Raw genomic sequence first — 15,957 nt, 5'->3', positions numbered from 1 at the left:
GCGCGGCGGTGACATCCCGCCATGATTCAGACAGGTCGCGCGCTGGCGCTCACCACACTTGTGTTGTCACTCTTCGCATCTCCCGCGCATGCGCTGGTCGGCGGCGCGCCTGCAAGCAGCGATGCGCTCGGGCGCAGTGTGCTCACCATTGTCGGCTCGCGCGGCAATTTCTGTTCGGGCGCGCTGATCGCACCGACCCTGGTGCTCTCCGCCGCGCATTGCGTCACGCCCGGCGCCAGCTACAAGATCGTGCAATATGATGCGCAGCGTCAGCCGCAGCTGATCGCGGTGAAGCGCGTCGCCGATCATCCGCAATTCAATGCGCAGGGCATCAAGGCGCATCGCGCCAGTGCCGATATCGCGCTGCTGCAGCTTACCGAGCCGCTGCCCGGCAAGACCGCGCTGCCGCTCGGCATTCCCACCGAGCCGTTCGAGGCCGGCCAGAGCTACACCGTGGCCGGCATCGGCGTCGCCGCGCGCGGCGATGGCAAGAGCGGCGGCACGGTGCGCGCGGCCGCCCTCGTCTCCACCAGCCATCCCGGCAAATTGCAGATCCGCCTGCTCGACCCCGCCACCAACAACGAGCGCCCGGGCCTAGGGGCCTGCACCGGCGACAGCGGCGGCCCCGTGCTGCAGCAGCAGAACGGCCGCAGCGTCGTGATCGGCGTGATCTCGTGGTCCACCGGCGCCAAAAACACCGCGGGCTGCGGCGGCCTCACCGGCGTGACCCCGCTGACGCTGTATCGCGACTGGATTTTGCAGACGGCGAAGACCTGGGGCGCGGGGCTTTAACAGCCCTTGGCTGTCATCGCCCCGCTCGACAGGGCGATCCCGTCAACAACAACCATTAGGTTTCAACCGTGACGGGAGTGTCGACTGGGTTACCCGCTTTCGCGGGTCACGACAGAAAGGGTGCACGCAGCCCCCGTTAATCTTTGTGAAAGCTTCTCCGCTATCCTTTGCGAATCATGCGCAATCTCGCCTTCATCCTGTTCCTCACCCTCGGCAGCGCCACGGCCGACGCCGCCGATCTCGCCGGCCATAGCCGCCTTGGCGCCGTGTTCGCCGAACCGGCGGCCAGGACCCGCCGCGTGGTGGTGGCGGAGAAGGAAAAGCCGGTCGAGGAACCGATCGTCACCTATGCCCCGGAGGTGGACATTCCCTCCATCGTGCATGGCTATTACGGCAAGCCGAATTCGTATTATTATCGCTCCTATTACGGCACCAAGCCGGAAACGATCTTCAGCCGCGCGCCCTATGGCTGCGGCTGGTATGGCTATTGCTAACTGCGGCAGCCTGCGGCGGAATGACCTCCGCCTCGCCGATTTGTGAACAGTCAGATCCGAAACGCGTCACCATATGAGGAAGTAGCTTTCACCGCCGGGAGGAAAGCCACTTGGGCCGACAAGAAAAGACCGAAGCCGAACTGGAAGAGATGATCGCCCAGCGCATCGTCGTGGGCGGCGTCTATGTGTCCGTCCGCCCCGACCCCGTGCTCGGCTGGCGCGCGATGGTCATCACCGCGCCTAAACACGCGACCTATGCGCAGAAGATGGCGGATGATGTGGCGGTGGAGCTGCGGAAGAAGTTTGTGTTGAAGGGGGAGTGACGCCGCCCTTAGGACTGGTTGAGTGCAGTGATACCCATCGCCACGAGAGTCAAGAGCCGATGGTCATCATTCAGATCAGCCCATCGTACGTCCTCCACCTGTTAGCGCAATCCCGTGGCAATTCTTCGATCTAAATGCCGTCGGCGTCGAACTGAACAAACTTCGTGATACTTTCCTCGAAGCGATCGAGAGTATAGCCTGCATCGATACATTGAGGAGATCGGCCAGATGCACGAATGCCTTCCAAAACTGTCCGGACCTGGTCGGGTACGATAGTCAATAATGCATAGGCAGCCATAAAGCGGACCTGAATATTAGGCGATGCCAGCAAAGGAATAAGCGCACGACGGTGATCGCCGTCGCGGGCTTTGAGTTCTTTTTTGACCAGCATCATGCGGTCGTAAAGCCGGTTGTAGCGAGCCGTTTGAAACGTTTCGACAGCCTCATGCTGGTCGAGCGCCAAATCGGAAAATTGCGCAACCAGCTCTTCCGTCGTGAGGTTTTCGATCTTCGCCCGCTTCATTTGAGCACCTTCAAATCTCTAAGTCGCTCCAGGCCAATCCGAGTTTGCTCTTCCCAACCGATACCACGCATGACCTCTTGCGGCGATCGACCACCGAAACTGGGATTTTTCGTCGCGTACCACCTGCTGATCTCAATATGCTTCAACTGCGGTATTCGCACCACATTTTCTGGCGCGTCGATCCGCCGATCGCCGAATTGAGCGCGGTTGCCGCTGTGCTGATTGACGATGTGATGATTTTCATAGCCGGGCTCGCTCGGCATCCGCGCCCGCCGCTGGAGATCTTCGAGCGATGCAGGCGGATCATTGGCGCTTCGGATCATATGCGAGAGCCGCGCGATCTCATCGACTTGATCCAGTAAACCGAAGAACGCATTTGCTCCGATCGCAGACCTCCCCAACAGCCAAGCCGCCGCGGCGCGTACGAATGACATACGCGCTTCACGAGTCGGTGGCATGCTTTGAGGAATCTGGGGCGCATCTTCGGGATATTTATTACTGTTATCTCCAATATGACGATTGTCCGACGAATTGATCGAGTTCTCGCCTGGCTCTCCTTCCGTGCCACCTTCCCCGTCTCGGATCGCCACGACGACGATCTCTTCGAGATGATTCACTGGATTGTCGGAGAATTCGTCGCGGCCTTCGTCGCTGAGGTCAGACTGCGCACCGAACGTAAATTGACCGCCATCCGGCTCACCTGCCTCAATACGCGGCTGCCCCTCCCACTTCCGCTCGGTTGCCAGATAGCGTCCGATATCTGGTCGCAAATAACGTTTCCCGTCCGGACGCATGAACCGAAGTTGCTGATGCTGCAGCCAGGCGTTCATGCGCACCTCCATGGGAGCGACAACAAACAAAAAACATCGTCATGGCGGGCTCGAGCGGGCTATTCATTTTTCAGCAAAGGTGCGAGGTGGAGACCCGGATCAAGTCCGCATATGACGTCGGAGCATCAACCGCATCGCGCGGCCCGAGCTCTCCCGGGTGAACGCCGCTCGCGCGCGGAGCGCCAGCCTCGCGCAAGCCCCGTCTGTCAACCATGCGGCATACACGCCGTCATCGTGCTTGCGGAGACGCCTGTGAGAGGGAAAGCTCGTCATGCTGCGCTCGCTCGTCTTCGCCTGCATCGTTGCTATCGTGACGCAGCCTGCGATCGCTGCTGATCTCTCAGGTTATCCGCGTCCCGGCTACGCCAAGGCACCACAGCCCGCGCCACTTTCTGGTCGCGGGCGTTTCCTTGAGGTCCAATCCCCTGCGTGGGACAAGATCACCTCTTACTCACCTGCACCAAAAGGCGGGGTACCTTTGCAGGTCCACCGCTATTTCGGCCCGCCGCAGGTGTCCTACTATTACAGCCACTACGGCGCGCCGCAGGAGCTGTTGATCGGCCGGCCGCAATTCGGCTGCAACTATTTCACCTATTGCTGAGTAACCAGGCGTGAGCGACATACATCGCCCACGCCACCGCGATCCCTCAGCTTGCCGCCATCTTCAGCAGCTTGATCGCATCAAAGTCCTGCACGCCGCCGCCGACGCGCTTGGTCGTGTAGAACAGCACATACGGCTTGGCGCTGTAGGGATCGCGCAGCACCCGCACGCCGACGCGGTCCACGATCAGATAGCCGCGCTGGAAGTCGCCGAATGCCACCGCCAGCGAATTCGCCGCGACATCCGGCATGTCCTCCGCCTCCACAACCGGAAAGGTCATCAGCGTGGCGCGGCCGCCGCTCTGTGCCGGCGGTTGCCACAGATAGGCGCCGGTCGAGTCCTTGAATTTGCGGATGGTCGCCTGGGTCTTGCGATTCATCACGAAGGAGCCGTTCTGGCGATAGCCCGCCTTCAGCGCATAGATCAGATCGACCAGTGTGTCGGACGGATTCGATGCCGCAAAGGCACCGGCCGCACCGGAAGCGAGATAGCCGAGATTACCCCAGCTCCAGGACGCATTCGCCACCGTCGTGTAATTCAGAAAGCCCTTCGGCTTGTTGACGCCGTCGCCGCCGACAAACGCCGCGCCCTCCTGCATGGCGAAGACGAGCTCGACCTCGGAGGCGATCCACTGGTCGAGATCCACCGCGCTGTCGTCGAGCAACGTCGCGGTCGCGGCCGGCATCGCATACAGCTCCATCGCCGGGAACGACAGCGCATCCAGCGTCGGCGATGCCGTCTGCGGCCGCGCATCGGTCTCGCCGACCCAGCCCGTCGCCGGCCCCGCCGTCATGAACGGCTTCTTGTAGACGCTGCTCGAAATCTCACGCACCGACGCGATGCTGCGGATCGGCGAGATCGCCATCAGCCGCTGGCCGATGGTGCGTTCAAGTTCGGGCGGCACCAAGTGCCCGCCATCGGGATTGGAGCCCACCGACATCGCCTTGGTCTCGAGCGCCCGCAGCGCCTCCACATCGCCGGAACGCACATAGGCATCGAAGGCACTCTTGTGCTCGCGCGCACCGCTGTCGCGCTGCGCCCGTGTGCCGCCAATGCCAGGCCGCGCACCGCGCAGCACGATATCATCGAACCGCCGCTGCTGCGCATCAAGCGCGGCATTGATGCGATCGACCTTCTGCTCCAGCAGCACATCGCCGCGCTTGTGCTCGATGCGCGCCAGGCGCTCGTCATTGGCCGTCTTGAAGTCCTCGAAGGTCTGGCGCAGATCGTCGAAGTCTTCGCGCGGCGCGGCAAAGCCGGCCTTGTGTTCGGGGGCGGTATCAGTGAGATCGAAGTTCATGATGGTCTCCGGTTTGAACAACATACGTCGAAAATGCCGCGCGAACGCTCCGCCGCGGGCGGACGATATCGCTTGCGGAATGAATGGAAGCGTCACGCACCGAGCGCATCACCGCATGGATCATGCGCTTCGGCGTCGACCGCATCGGGCACCAGCGTTGAACGTTAGCGGCGTCGCTTCTGCTGCGTCAGAGCCATCAAATGTCTGACGCGCTCGGCCGCCCGTTCTGCTTCGGCAGCCTGCGTTTCGCCGAACACAAGGTCACGAAATCTTGCCGGAAGACAATCGCGGTTCAGGTCGTCAATCATGCGGTCGCGATAGATGATGACGCCCATCCCCGGCCACTGGTCTTCCTTGCCGACAACGTCGACCCGTATCGTGATGTACCATTCGGGAAACGGGCGTAACAGGTCCTGCAGGGCATTGAGGATGAGCCTGTCAAACAGATCGAGATTCTGAAATTCAAGCTGCTGGGAGTATCGTCCCCAGTTTTCATCGAGCAGCCAGTAGTCGCCTCGTCTGAGAGGATCTTTCACGCCATACAGATCAAGGACGCCGGTGATGGCATCATGAAGAAGCTGCCAGTCTCGCTGTTGCCTGACGTCCGCATCGATATCCATATCGGAGCCCTGCTCTGTCTGCAGCAGCACGAGTCTGCGCAGGAGACGAACAGAGTCAACATCTCGGTGCGGATTGTGGCTGGCGCCGATACGTGTGCTGCATCCGAACGGATAATCCCTCTGGTGTCTGGTCGCAGATGGCGCGCCTGCAGAGGTGCTGGTCCGTTATGAGCATGATACGTCATCGCTGTGCTCCGAACGCAAGACTCGCGCTCACGCCGCGCAGCGCCGCTTTCCGAGCGGCGCGGGAGTGCAGTGAGCAAGCCACCACCCTCCCGCGCCGTGCAGGCGGCGGCGGTGCGTCCGCGCCATCGCCTGAAGAGATCTGACCCGAACCGATAAGCTGCTGCCATTCCCGCTCGGCCGCCGTGCGCAGACGCGACTGCTTCACCGCATCGACGCGGGCGCCATCCAGCAGCGGGAAGGTCACCAGCGAGATCTCCCAGAGATCGACCTGATGCAACCGACGAATCCGCGTCTTCGGATCGATGGCGCCGTGCCGAGTGCGATAGCCGATCGAGAGGCCATCGACGGCGCCGGCCTTGAGCAGCGCATAGAGCTCGCGCGCCCGCGTCACTTCGGGGATCAGTTTTCCGCGCGCCCACAGTCCGCGAAAATCCTCGCGCAGCTCCAGCCAGATGCCGATCGGCTCCGAGGGATCGTGCTGGAACAGCATCGGAATGCGGCGCTGCCCGCGCTGCTGCAGCGTCAGCTTGAAGGCGCCCGGCATCACCATGTCGCGCGCCTGATCGAGGGCGCCGAACAGCGAGGCATAGCCCTCGATGAGCCCGTCCGGCGTCAGCGCCAGACGTGCAGGTGGAAGCGCGGGCGCAAGCATGGGCGGCCTCGGGGGCTGGACGATGAATTGGCTGGGCACGGACAGATGTGTCCCCTCCCTCCAGCACAGCGAAGCTGTGCGCAGCGGGGAGGGTCAGGGCTTGCCCCGGCGAAGCTCGCAGAGCGAAGTCGGGTGGGGCCGCCACAGATGACGTCACGTGTGGAGACGCCCCACCCGTCTCGATGCTCGCTGAACGCTCGCATCGATCCACCCTCCCCGCTGCGCGGCTTCGCCGCTTGGGGGAGGGAAAAAGACAGCGCTACTTCCCGCGCCGCACGGCCTTCCGCCGCATCGGCGCATGCGCATCCGGTGCCTGGCGCTGCAGCGCATCGAGATGCGCCAGGAATTCGCGGAACACCGTCAGATGATCCTTCGCCGCCTTCGTCTCCGGCCGGATCGAGCGCAGCACGTCATGCAAACTGTCCATCATCGCACTCCTTGAAGCGCGATCATTCGCGATCGCTGTGGGATTCTTCGTCAGCCTTGCGCCCGCGCCGCCCGACGCGGCGATTGAACAGCGCGAGCTGCCGCACGAATTCATCGAACCGCCGCGACGCACCGGCCAGTTCGCGCAGCGCGAACAGCGCCGCCAGGCTCGCCACCGACGCCCACAGGAACAGCGCCAGATGCGCGAGATCGCCGCGGGTGAGAAACGTGTCGATCAGGTCGGAGATCACGGTCATGATGTGCACTCAGTCGCAAGCGCGCCGGCCCCGTGAGAGGCAGCGTGCACACGTATTCCAGTTGTCAGAAAAGACGCCGCCTTGGCGGCGGCGCGGTATCGTCGCTTAAAGCGCGATCTCGATCAGCTCCACCGGTCCACCCGGCACATCGTCGTCGAACACGCCGACCACCAGCCGCCCGGTGGCCCAGGCATTGGTATCGAGATTGCTGCGGTTGTGCAGCAGCAGCGGCCCGTCGGCATGGCGATCATGGCCATGCACCACATGCTTGGGGCCGAGGCCGCAGTCGTCGTCATCGGCATAGCGCTTGGTCAGCAGCACCATCGGATCCTGCTTGCGCAAGGGCCGTGCGGGATCGACGCCGGCATGCACATAGACCCGATGCATATCCTCGTAGAACAGCGGTCGCCCGTCGAGCCAGGCGATATCGTGCACCGGAACATCGGCGGCATCACCGCCGTAAGAGGCAAGCGCGGTATCGCCGCCTCGCTCCAGCCATTCCGCCATGGCGATCTCTCCGCGCAGCGCCGCCACCATCAGCACATCGTGATTTCCCTTCAGCATTGCGGTCCGCCACGGCGTCGGCATTCCTGCCCGCAGCCGCCCGATCACGCCGCGTGTGTCCGGCCCCTTGTCAACGTAGTCCCCGAGCACCACCAGCGTCGCCGCGGCGCCGGCGGCGTGCGCATCGATGCGCGCCAACGCGAGATCCAGCAGATCGCGGCGGCCGTGGAGATCGGGGATGACGTAAGTGAGCGGCATGTGGCGATCCTACCCCAACCTGTCCCCGCCCTCCACCGGCGCGTAGCCCACGGCTTCGCGCTTTTCGTTCAGCGTCAGGAACGCCGCGGCGTTCACCCGGTCCCACAGCGCGACGCGATCGCCGGCCAGCGCATCCACGCGGTCGGTGTCGATCTCGACGCGCATGCCCTCGCCATATTCACCGGCCAGCCACTGCGCCAGCGCATTGCCGGTGCGGGTCGCCAGCGGCAACACGGTCTGGCGAAAGAAGCTGCGATTGGCTTCGGCGAAATTCGCAAAGGTGTTATCGCCGGGAATGCCCAGCAGCATCGGCGGCACGCCGAAGGCCAGCGCGATTTCGCGCGCGGCGGTGTGGCGGGCGTCGAGGAAATCCATATCCTTCGGTGTCAGCGCCATCGGCTTCCAGTCGAGCCCGCCTTCCAGCAACAGCGGCCGGCCGGCATTCACCGCGCCCTGGTAGTTGTTCTCCAGCTCGCGCTTCAGCCGGTCGAATTGCCCATCCGACAGCACCGAATTGTCCGCGCCCGCATAGACCAGCGCGCCCGATGGCCGCGCCGCATTGTCGAGCAGCGCCTTGTTCCATTTGGCCGAGGCATTGTGCGTGTCGAGCGCCGTCGCCGCGGCATCGATGGGGGCCAGGCCATAGTGATCGTCGAGCGGATGAAAGAAGGTCAGATGCAGGATCGGCGGCACCTTGGCCGCGGCCTGGTCGAAGCGCAGGCTGCGGCCATTGACATTGTACTCATAGGCCTCGGCCCAGCCATCATGGCCCGCGATCAGCTTCATGCGATCCGGCCGCAGCGCATAGAGTTCGCGCACGCGGTCATCCAGCGTCACGGATTCGATATAGGCATTGCCGGCCAGCAGCAGATGCGCATAGAGCGCCTCGAAGAACACGCTGCCATCCTGCCGCGGATTGGGCCGCGTCAAAAGCTGCGCCAGCGGATGCGCCTCGCGCTCGTCGGCGCCATCGAACACGATGAAGCGACACGCCGCCGCATTCTCCGCGATCAGCCGCACCGCGCGATGCACGATGGCATTGGCGATGTAACCTTCGCGCGCCAGCGAGGCGTAGTCCTTCGACGTCCACCGCGCCCGCCCCTCATACTGAAACGCGAGTAGCTTCGCGGTCCGCGACGCCTTCGTCTCCGGCGTTGCGAGATAGGCTTTCAGGCGTTCGAACATCGGCCTGTTCCATATTCTTTGACTGTCATCCCCCGCGAAAGCGGGCGCTCCGGGAGACGCAGGCATCGCGTTGAAGTCGAATTGAATTGGCGAGTGTCGACTGGATCGCCCGGTCAAGCCGGGCGATGACAGTGGAAGATCACAGCGTCCTGATCCGCGGCCCATCCCCGCGCCGTCCGGGCGTCAGCGAGGCCACCGCCCAGACCAGCGCATCCAATCGATCCGGCGATCTGCCGTTCGACAATCCCGAACTCGCAAAGTCGCACATCTCGTCTTCGAGCTCGGGATAGGCGCCCACATGTTTGACCCGGCCCTGCTCATAGAGTGCGGCCACCGGCTCGGCGCGCGTCCACTTGCCGCGGGTGGCGCGCACCGGCCTCACCGGCAGGCCGGCTTCGATGCCGTCGATCACCGTGCGCACCATGTCGCCGCCCTGATTGACCTCCACCACCAGCGCATCTGCCTCGAGCCGGCGCCACAGCGCGATCGCCTTGCTCGCCCACAGGGTCGGCGTCGCGCCGTTCACGCTGTCGTCGGCCAGCACATAGACGATGCCGCTCTCCGCCAGCCCCGCCGCCACAATGCCGCAGGCATCGGCGCGCTTGGTCGATGACGCCGGCGGATCGATCGCCACCACGATGCGCTGCAGGCCGGGTGCCGCATCCACGCGACACTGTTCCAGCAGCGCCCGCGACCACAGCGCATCCGGCCGGTCCTCAATGATCTCGCCATCCAGCTCCTGCCGCCCCAGCCGCGTACCGGCATAACGCGCCATCACATTCTTCAAGAATGTCGGTGCCAGATGAAACGCATTGGCCGCCGTCGCCGCCCGCGTCACTGCGGTCGAGGGATCGGCGAGCAGGCGCTTCAGCCATGCGCTCGGCCGCGCCGTCGTCGTGATCAGCTGGCGTGGCTGCTGGCCGAGCCGCAACCCGAATTGCAGCATGTCGAAAGCCGCTTCCGCCTGTCGCCACTTCGCCATCTCGTCCGACCATGCACAATGAAATTGCGGCCCGCGCAAACTCTCCGGATCCTCCGCCGAAAACACCTCGGCAATTGCGCCATTCGGCCATTCCAGCCGCTTCCGCGACGGCGTCCACAGCGGTCGCTGATGGCGCGGATGCACGCCGAGAATGCCCGACACGCCCTCGATCATCACCTCGCGCACATCATGTTCGGTTTCGCCCACCAGCGCGATGCGGCCGGCGGCACGCTCTGCAAAAGGCCGCTGGCCCAGCGCCTGCGCGCGCACCCATTCGGCCCCGGCACGTGTCTTGCCGGCGCCGCGGCCGCCGATCAGAAGCCAGGTCAGCCACGGCTCGCCACTTGTCGCGACACGCGGCGGCAATTGATGCGGATGCGCGAACAGCTGCCAGCAATCGTCAGTCAGAAAGTCGATCTCCCCCGGCAGCATCGTCTCCCACAGATATAGCCGGTCCGCTTCGGTGCCGTTCTTCCAGACGTCGAGAAAGGCGCTCACGGAGTTCGTCGAGATCGCGGGGGCGATCGGCGTCGCGGGAGTGGCCGGCATCGCGGGCGCTGTCGTCGTCATCGGCGCGTCTCCGCCTGTCGGCTTCCAGTTCCTTGCGCAACTCGGCCGACACGCGCGCAAGCGCCGCCACGGTGCGCGCATGGCGCTCGGCCTCGCCGGGGCCGCCTTCGCCGCGCTTGGGATCGCGGGTGATGGCGTCGATGGCATCGAGCTGGCCGGCAATCGTCTCGGAGATCCGCAGGATGAATTGCGAATGCGTCCGCAATCGCTTGCGCGATGGCCGCACAGTCTCCGCCGCCGTTGTTGAACCGGGCGACGCTTCAGGCGGCGCGGGCTCGGGCGCCGCCGCTGCGGCCGGTTCCGCCGTCGATCGTGCACGCGGTCTTGCGGTCGTCCCCTTCTTCGCGCCCGGTTGCTTCGCACGTTCCGACGCACGCACGCCCAGCCCGGCGTAAACCGTGGTGGATGCGACCGTCAGCTTGCGCAGGGCAATGCCGGCGCGCTTGCGTGCTTCGGCAATATCCGGGTCGATCTCGCCGTCGTCACCTAAAGCAGAAGCCCGCTCCGGCTGGTCTGCCGGGCGGGCGCTTGTCGTGTCGTCCATGATGAAAACTCGCTTGTGACCTTAGATGCTCACGTCACGTCCGGAAAAACACAAACCAAACGATCGCAAGAATGATCACCGCAAGCCCGGTACTCATCGACAGCAGCGCGAGCACCGACGGCCCAGGCTCGGCCTGGCGTGCCTCGGTCGCGGATTCAATGATCTGTCCATTCTGTTTCACTGCCATGGCGTCCTCGCTTTTCTGGTGAGATGAAATGCATCACCGTCGGGCACCTTCAGGCACCGCATGAGATGGGCGCGCACAGGCGCCCTGTCGAAAAGCAACGCGTCATCGGAAGTGATGTTCCGACGCGCAGCGATATCAGGTTGTGGAGGACACTCGGCCGGTTCGAGCCCGGGCGATAACCGCCCGTTTCGGAACCCAGTTGTGGAGCATGCCGTAAACCTATCCGGGCAGCGCAACGCTGTCAAGGCATACAATCTTAGATCGGATATAATTCTCTCAATCCGCCGATCCTGGAGCAACCTCAGCGGGTTGCGTCAGCGCGGCGGCTTCGACCAGTTGGCGCCCGGCGCGCTCCTGATCTCATAGGGATAATCGATATTGATCACGCAATTGCCGCGCATGTCGGCTGCGGCCTGCAGGCATTGCCGATAGTCGAAGAACTCGCAGATCTGCGGCAGCGGCCACCCGCGCGGCCCGGTGATCAGCACGCAGTAAGGCGGAATGCCGGAGCGCGCGCTTTTCGACGGGCGCGCATCCGCAGGGGTCTGAATACATGCCACGAGTGTCACAGCCAATGCTGCGAGAGAGAGAACTGAAAACCGGCTCGTTGTCATGCCTGTCCTTGCCGTGCTGCGCGCGTCTCTCACCGCCTACGACGATTCCCCGGCGCTGGCGATGCGGCGGAATCGCCGCGATATTCGACATTACCAACGCAATTGCCACGCGATCCGACCGCAGCAACGCTGCATTGCTCATATGTGGAATAAATGCAGTTACCCACATAGGAGCCGGAGCCGTTGGCGCCGCTCTGGGCGATGCAATATTGCGCACCGTTAGCCAATACCGGCGTCGGTGCAGCAAAGAGAAAAGATGCGGAGGCCAGGCCGGCTAACGCCGCTAGTCGCAAATGCAAGGTCATGATGTGCCCCATATGAAAATGCGCGGGCGAATGCCCGCGCAAGATCATATAGGCAGCGTCATCGCGACGGATAGAACGTTCACGACATTGCGTTCCGGCAAGACAGCCACGTCTTTTGCAGGATCACGGAGCGATGACGACACGGCGATGCGACAGCCAAACGTCCCGAACGATGCCGGAACCGGATTGCCCTCGCCTGTCCTATTTCAATGACGTGTTGACGGCGGCATAGCGGCCGTTGAGCGTGGTGCCGAGCCCCTGCACGGCAGCGATGATCGCCAGGCTGATGCCGCAGGCGATCAGCGCATATTCGATGGCGGTCGCGCCGGACTCATCTTTTGCAAAGTTCGAAATCAAACGCAGCACTTCTGCCTCCTCGCTCCGATGCCGAAATTCTTCCGTCACCGTCCCCAGCAATGGTTGCACCTTACCCGCCAGAAGTTGCGGTCAAGTTCATGAACAGCATCAATTATGAATTAATGATGTGGTAACTATCTACGATGCCCTGAGCCCAAGCCTCGATGGCGATATCTCGATGCGATCACACAACACGACGACGCGATGACATCGCGTCGTCTATGCATCGTGTATCCTATGTGTAGTATCGGATTTATCGCATCCATATCGCGTCACTTTTGAAACGACTTGCACGCGTGCAGCGCACGACCGAAAGTTGTTGCCAAGCAATTTGAGCGCGATTAGCTTCGTCAGTGACTGGCTACCTTTGATGATCGAATTCGTGCCAGCGTGTTTCATTGACGTGATCTGCTGAAACTCTCCATGGCAGGAAATCTGCCATCCCCCGCGCGCGTCAGCGTCGCGGAGTGCGAGAGCGCGACATCAACGCGCCTCGTTTGGCCAGAACGGCCGAACTGACGTTCAGCTCCACCGGCTTTTCAGCGGTGCCAACTCCGTTCGCCCCGACCGACGCTGATGCGTCGGAACGATCACGCTTGTCTGTCGCATCGATCGCGACAGCAACAGGGATTGATCGAGATGAAAGTGGAATCCGTTCGACCGTTGCAGCGCTCCGATCAGCCTGCTTTGCGCACAGATTCGGATGTGAGCGACAAAGCGGCGCCCGCCGGCATGATCCGGATCGACGGCGGCACCTTCCGTATGGGCTCCGACCACCACTATCCCGAAGAAGCGCCATCGCATCGCGTTTCGGTGGATGGCTTCTGGATCGATCGCACGCCCGTCACCAATCGCGACTTCAAGATCTTCGTCAACGCGACCGGCTACATCACCACGGCACAGATCATTCCCGACATCAGCGACTATCCGGGCGCACTGCCTTACATGTTGTATGCGGGCTCATTGGTGTTCACGCCGCCGGCGCGTATCGGGAACCACAGTGACTGGCGCCAGTGGTGGCGCTTCATGAAAGGCGCAAACTGGCGCCGCCCCTACGGCCCGAAAAGCAACATCGCGGATTGCGACGACCATCCAGTGGTCCATGTCTCCTATGCGGACGCGCTCGCTTACGCGAGCTGGGCCGGCAAGGAGCTGCCCACCGAAGCCGAATGGGAATTCGCTGCGCGCGGCGGGCTGGATGACGCGGAGTTTGCCTGGGGCGATACGCTCACGCCGGACGGACGCCACATGGCAAACATCTGGCAAGGCAATTTCCCGCTCAGCAATGACGTCGAGGACGGCTTTGCGCGCACCTCGCCGGTGACGGCCTTCCCGCCCAATGGCTATGGCGTGTACGACATGATCGGCAATGTCTGGGAATGGACATCGGACTTCTGGTCGGCGCGTCACGCGGCCGATGCCGCCAAGCCGTGCTGCATTCCACAAAACCCGCGCGGCGGCCCGGAGGCCGCAAGCTACGACCTCTGCCAGCCCGCCATCCGCATTCCACGAAAGGTTCTGAAAGGCGGCTCGCATCTGTGCGCGCCGAATTACTGCCGGCGCTATCGCCCAGCGGCACGCCATGCCGAGCCTGTCGACACGTCCACCAGTCATGTCGGTTTCAGATGCGTCCTTAGAAATGGGAGTCAGTGATGAGTGACAACAAGCAGCCGCTTCCCGACCGTCGCAGCATCCTTCTCGGCGGAACGGCGCTCGTCGCCGCGGCCACCAGCGCCTTCGCGCAATCACAAAAGGCTGCACCTGCACCCGCAGTTGCGCCGCCATCGACCTCACCGCCTGCATCGGCATCAGGCCGCAAGCCGAACATTCTCGTCATCTGGGGCGACGATATCGGCATCACCAATATCAGTGCTTATTCCAATGGGCTGATGGGTTACGAGACGCCGAATATCGATCGCATCGCCCGCGAGGGCATCAAGTTTCAGCACTATTACGGCGAACAGTCCTGCACCGCAGGCCGCGCGGCCTTCCTGACCGGGCAGCACGGCATCCGTACCGGCCTCACGAAAGTGGGCTTCCCCGGTGCGCCCATGGGCATGAGCCAGCTCGATCCATCCATCGGCGGTCTGATGAAGAATCTCGGCTATGCCACCGGCCAGTTCGGCAAGAACCATGTGGGCGATCGCAATGAATCCCTGCCGACAGTGAACGGCTTCGACGAATTCTTCGGCAATCTCTATCACCTGAATGCCGAAGAAGAGCCGGAGCTGCCGGATTATCCGAAGGATCCTGCCTATCGCGCCAAGTTCGGTCCGCGCGGCGTCCTCCGCTGCAAGGCCTCGGATCGCGACGATCCGACAGTCGATCAGCGCTTCGGCAAGATCGGCAAGCAGACCATCGAGGACACCGGCGCGCTGACGAAGAAGCGCATGGAAACCATCGACGACGAAACCTCGGCCGCCGCCATCGACTACATGAAGCGGCAACAGTCGGCAGGCAAGCCGTTCTTCGTCTGGTTCAACTCCACGCGCATGCATCTGCGCACCCATGTCCGGTCCAGCCATCGCGGCCGCTATCCGCATGGCGACAGCGAATATATCGACGGCATGATCGAGCATGACGACACCGTCGGCGCCCTGCTGAAGTCGCTCGACGAGATGGGCATCGCGAATGACACCATCGTCGTCTATTCCACCGACAACGGCCCGCATATGAACACCTGGCCCGACGGCGCCATGACCTGGTTTCGCAGCGAGAAGAACACCAATTGGGAAGGCGCCTTCCGCGTCCCCTGCTTGGTTCGCTGGCCCGGCGTGATCCAGCCGGGCACGGTGACCAACCAGTTGATGAGCCACAATGACTGGATTCCAACACTCGCGTCCATCGCCGGCGAACCGGATATCGTCAACAAGCTGAAGGCCGGCTACACGGCCAACGGTATCACCTACAAGGTCCATCTCGACGGCTACGACCAGTCGGCCTTCCTGCGCAATGTGAACGGCAGTGCTGCGAACAATAACGGCACCAGGAGCGCCCGCACAAAGTTCTTCTATACCGACGATGACGGGCTGTTGGTCGGCTTCCGGTCCGGCGACTACAAATACGTGTTCTCGGAGCAGCGCCTGCAGGGGACGATGGGCGTCTGGGCGGAGCCCCTGACCACGCTGCGCATGCAGAAGACATTCAACCTGATGCAGGATCCGTTCGAGCGCGCGGACATCACCTCGAACACCTATTGGGACTATTTCGTCAATCACGCCGGACAGGCTTACGGCATGTTCGACGAGGTCTCCGAATTCGTGGTGAGCTTCAAGGACTTTCCGCCACGCTCGTTCCCGCCGAGCTTCAATCCCGCCAATATCATGGAGGGCGTGATGGACGGCATCAAACAGAAACGTGCGCTCACCGAAGGCGTCGATCTCGACCGGGTGCGCGGCGGCCTCAACCGGATCATTCGCGAACAGATGCAAAATCGCTGACGACCGC

At 62.9% G+C, this 15,957-nt stretch carries 21 protein-coding genes; 6 read left to right on the top strand and 15 right to left on the bottom strand.

Translation table 11 applies throughout. The features are described from left to right. Positions 1-21: 21 nt before the first annotated feature. From AC1RQ5_RS12620 to AC1RQ5_RS12610, 3 genes are all read left to right on the top strand, one after another. On the top strand, positions 22-792 hold the full coding sequence (locus AC1RQ5_RS12620; RefSeq protein ID WP_398479021.1) for a S1 family peptidase: 771 nt from the start codon (positions 22-24) through the stop codon (positions 790-792). Positions 793-968: 176 nt separating this feature from the next. Further along, the gene (locus AC1RQ5_RS12615) at positions 969-1,286 is read left to right on the top strand and encodes a hypothetical protein (protein WP_493199323.1); all 318 of its coding nucleotides are present in this window, start codon (positions 969-971) and stop codon (positions 1,284-1,286) included. Between the two features lie 110 nt (positions 1,287-1,396). Next, entirely contained in the window at positions 1,397-1,609 is a 213-nt protein-coding gene (locus AC1RQ5_RS12610) for a hypothetical protein (RefSeq protein ID WP_398479017.1), read from the top strand. A gap of 130 nt (positions 1,610-1,739) precedes the next feature. Here AC1RQ5_RS12610 and AC1RQ5_RS12605 read toward each other — a convergent pair whose 3' ends face one another. Further along, positions 1,740-2,132 (bottom strand): DUF2019 domain-containing protein, encoded by a 393-nt coding sequence (locus AC1RQ5_RS12605; RefSeq protein WP_493199321.1) that lies wholly within the window; start codon positions 2,130-2,132, stop codon positions 1,740-1,742. Continuing rightward, entirely contained in the window at positions 2,129-2,962 is an 834-nt protein-coding gene (locus AC1RQ5_RS12600; RefSeq protein WP_493199319.1) for a hypothetical protein, read from the bottom strand. Before AC1RQ5_RS12600 ends, AC1RQ5_RS12605 begins: the two co-directional genes overlap by 4 nt. A gap of 271 nt (positions 2,963-3,233) precedes the next feature. Between AC1RQ5_RS12600 and AC1RQ5_RS12595 the strand changes: the two genes are divergently transcribed. Next, complete coding sequence (locus tag AC1RQ5_RS12595) at positions 3,234-3,563, top strand: hypothetical protein (protein WP_493199317.1); 330 nt, start codon at positions 3,234-3,236, stop codon at positions 3,561-3,563. 46 nt (positions 3,564-3,609) lie between these two features. On the opposite strand, the gene AC1RQ5_RS12590 is transcribed toward AC1RQ5_RS12595, so the two are convergent. From AC1RQ5_RS12590 to AC1RQ5_RS12530, 13 genes are all read right to left on the bottom strand, one after another. After that, positions 3,610-4,863 (bottom strand): phage major capsid protein, encoded by a 1,254-nt coding sequence (locus tag AC1RQ5_RS12590; RefSeq protein WP_493199315.1) that lies wholly within the window; start codon positions 4,861-4,863, stop codon positions 3,610-3,612. A gap of 164 nt (positions 4,864-5,027) precedes the next feature. Further along, the gene (locus AC1RQ5_RS12585; RefSeq protein WP_493199313.1) at positions 5,028-5,513 is read right to left on the bottom strand and encodes a hypothetical protein; all 486 of its coding nucleotides are present in this window, start codon (positions 5,511-5,513) and stop codon (positions 5,028-5,030) included. 151 nt (positions 5,514-5,664) lie between these two features. Next, complete coding sequence (locus tag AC1RQ5_RS12580; protein ID WP_493199311.1) at positions 5,665-6,321, bottom strand: HK97 family phage prohead protease; 657 nt, start codon at positions 6,319-6,321, stop codon at positions 5,665-5,667. A 259-nt stretch (positions 6,322-6,580) separates the two neighbouring features. After that, on the bottom strand, positions 6,581-6,748 hold the full coding sequence (locus tag AC1RQ5_RS12575; RefSeq protein ID WP_493199309.1) for a hypothetical protein: 168 nt from the start codon (positions 6,746-6,748) through the stop codon (positions 6,581-6,583). 22 nt (positions 6,749-6,770) lie between these two features. Further along, positions 6,771-6,995 (bottom strand): hypothetical protein, encoded by a 225-nt coding sequence (locus tag AC1RQ5_RS12570; protein WP_493203403.1) that lies wholly within the window; start codon positions 6,993-6,995, stop codon positions 6,771-6,773. Positions 6,996-7,109: 114 nt separating this feature from the next. Continuing rightward, complete coding sequence (locus AC1RQ5_RS12565; RefSeq protein WP_493199307.1) at positions 7,110-7,766, bottom strand: metallophosphoesterase; 657 nt, start codon at positions 7,764-7,766, stop codon at positions 7,110-7,112. 9 nt (positions 7,767-7,775) lie between these two features. Continuing rightward, on the bottom strand, positions 7,776-8,951 hold the full coding sequence (locus tag AC1RQ5_RS12560; RefSeq protein ID WP_493199305.1) for a phage portal protein: 1,176 nt from the start codon (positions 8,949-8,951) through the stop codon (positions 7,776-7,778). A gap of 139 nt (positions 8,952-9,090) precedes the next feature. Continuing rightward, positions 9,091-10,365 (bottom strand): DNA-packaging protein, encoded by a 1,275-nt coding sequence (locus tag AC1RQ5_RS12555; RefSeq protein WP_493203401.1) that lies wholly within the window; start codon positions 10,363-10,365, stop codon positions 9,091-9,093. After that, a complete protein-coding gene (locus tag AC1RQ5_RS12550) occupies positions 10,334-11,047 on the bottom strand; it encodes a hypothetical protein (RefSeq protein ID WP_493199304.1) in 714 nt (237 codons plus the stop codon). Before AC1RQ5_RS12550 ends, AC1RQ5_RS12555 begins: the two co-directional genes overlap by 32 nt. Positions 11,048-11,081: 34 nt before the next feature. Then, a complete protein-coding gene (locus AC1RQ5_RS12545; RefSeq protein WP_398478994.1) occupies positions 11,082-11,234 on the bottom strand; it encodes a hypothetical protein in 153 nt (50 codons plus the stop codon). Positions 11,235-11,548: 314 nt separating this feature from the next. Further along, a complete protein-coding gene (locus tag AC1RQ5_RS12540; RefSeq protein WP_493199302.1) occupies positions 11,549-11,848 on the bottom strand; it encodes a DUF3551 domain-containing protein in 300 nt (99 codons plus the stop codon). 29 nt (positions 11,849-11,877) lie between these two features. Beyond that, positions 11,878-12,153 carry a DUF3551 domain-containing protein gene (locus AC1RQ5_RS12535; protein WP_398478990.1) on the bottom strand — a complete coding sequence of 92 codons (276 nt, stop codon included), beginning with the start codon at positions 12,151-12,153 and terminating at the stop codon, positions 11,878-11,880. A 201-nt stretch (positions 12,154-12,354) separates the two neighbouring features. Beyond that, entirely contained in the window at positions 12,355-12,519 is a 165-nt protein-coding gene (locus tag AC1RQ5_RS12530) for a Flp family type IVb pilin (RefSeq protein ID WP_398478988.1), read from the bottom strand. Between the two features lie 723 nt (positions 12,520-13,242). Between AC1RQ5_RS12530 and AC1RQ5_RS12525 the strand changes: the two genes are divergently transcribed. Beyond that, the gene (locus AC1RQ5_RS12525) at positions 13,243-14,163 is read left to right on the top strand and encodes a formylglycine-generating enzyme family protein (protein WP_493203399.1); all 921 of its coding nucleotides are present in this window, start codon (positions 13,243-13,245) and stop codon (positions 14,161-14,163) included. Beyond that, positions 14,163-15,950, top strand: a complete 1,788-nt coding sequence (locus AC1RQ5_RS12520; RefSeq protein ID WP_493199300.1) for an arylsulfatase — start codon at positions 14,163-14,165, stop codon at positions 15,948-15,950. The genes AC1RQ5_RS12525 and AC1RQ5_RS12520 overlap by 1 nt, the downstream gene beginning before the upstream one ends. Positions 15,951-15,957 lie beyond the last annotated feature (7 nt).

It is taken from the genome of Tardiphaga sp. GW821-FHT12E02 (assembly GCF_058807155.1).
Note: the sequence above shows the minus strand (reverse complement) of the source record. Positions and strands in the feature narration are given on the sequence as shown.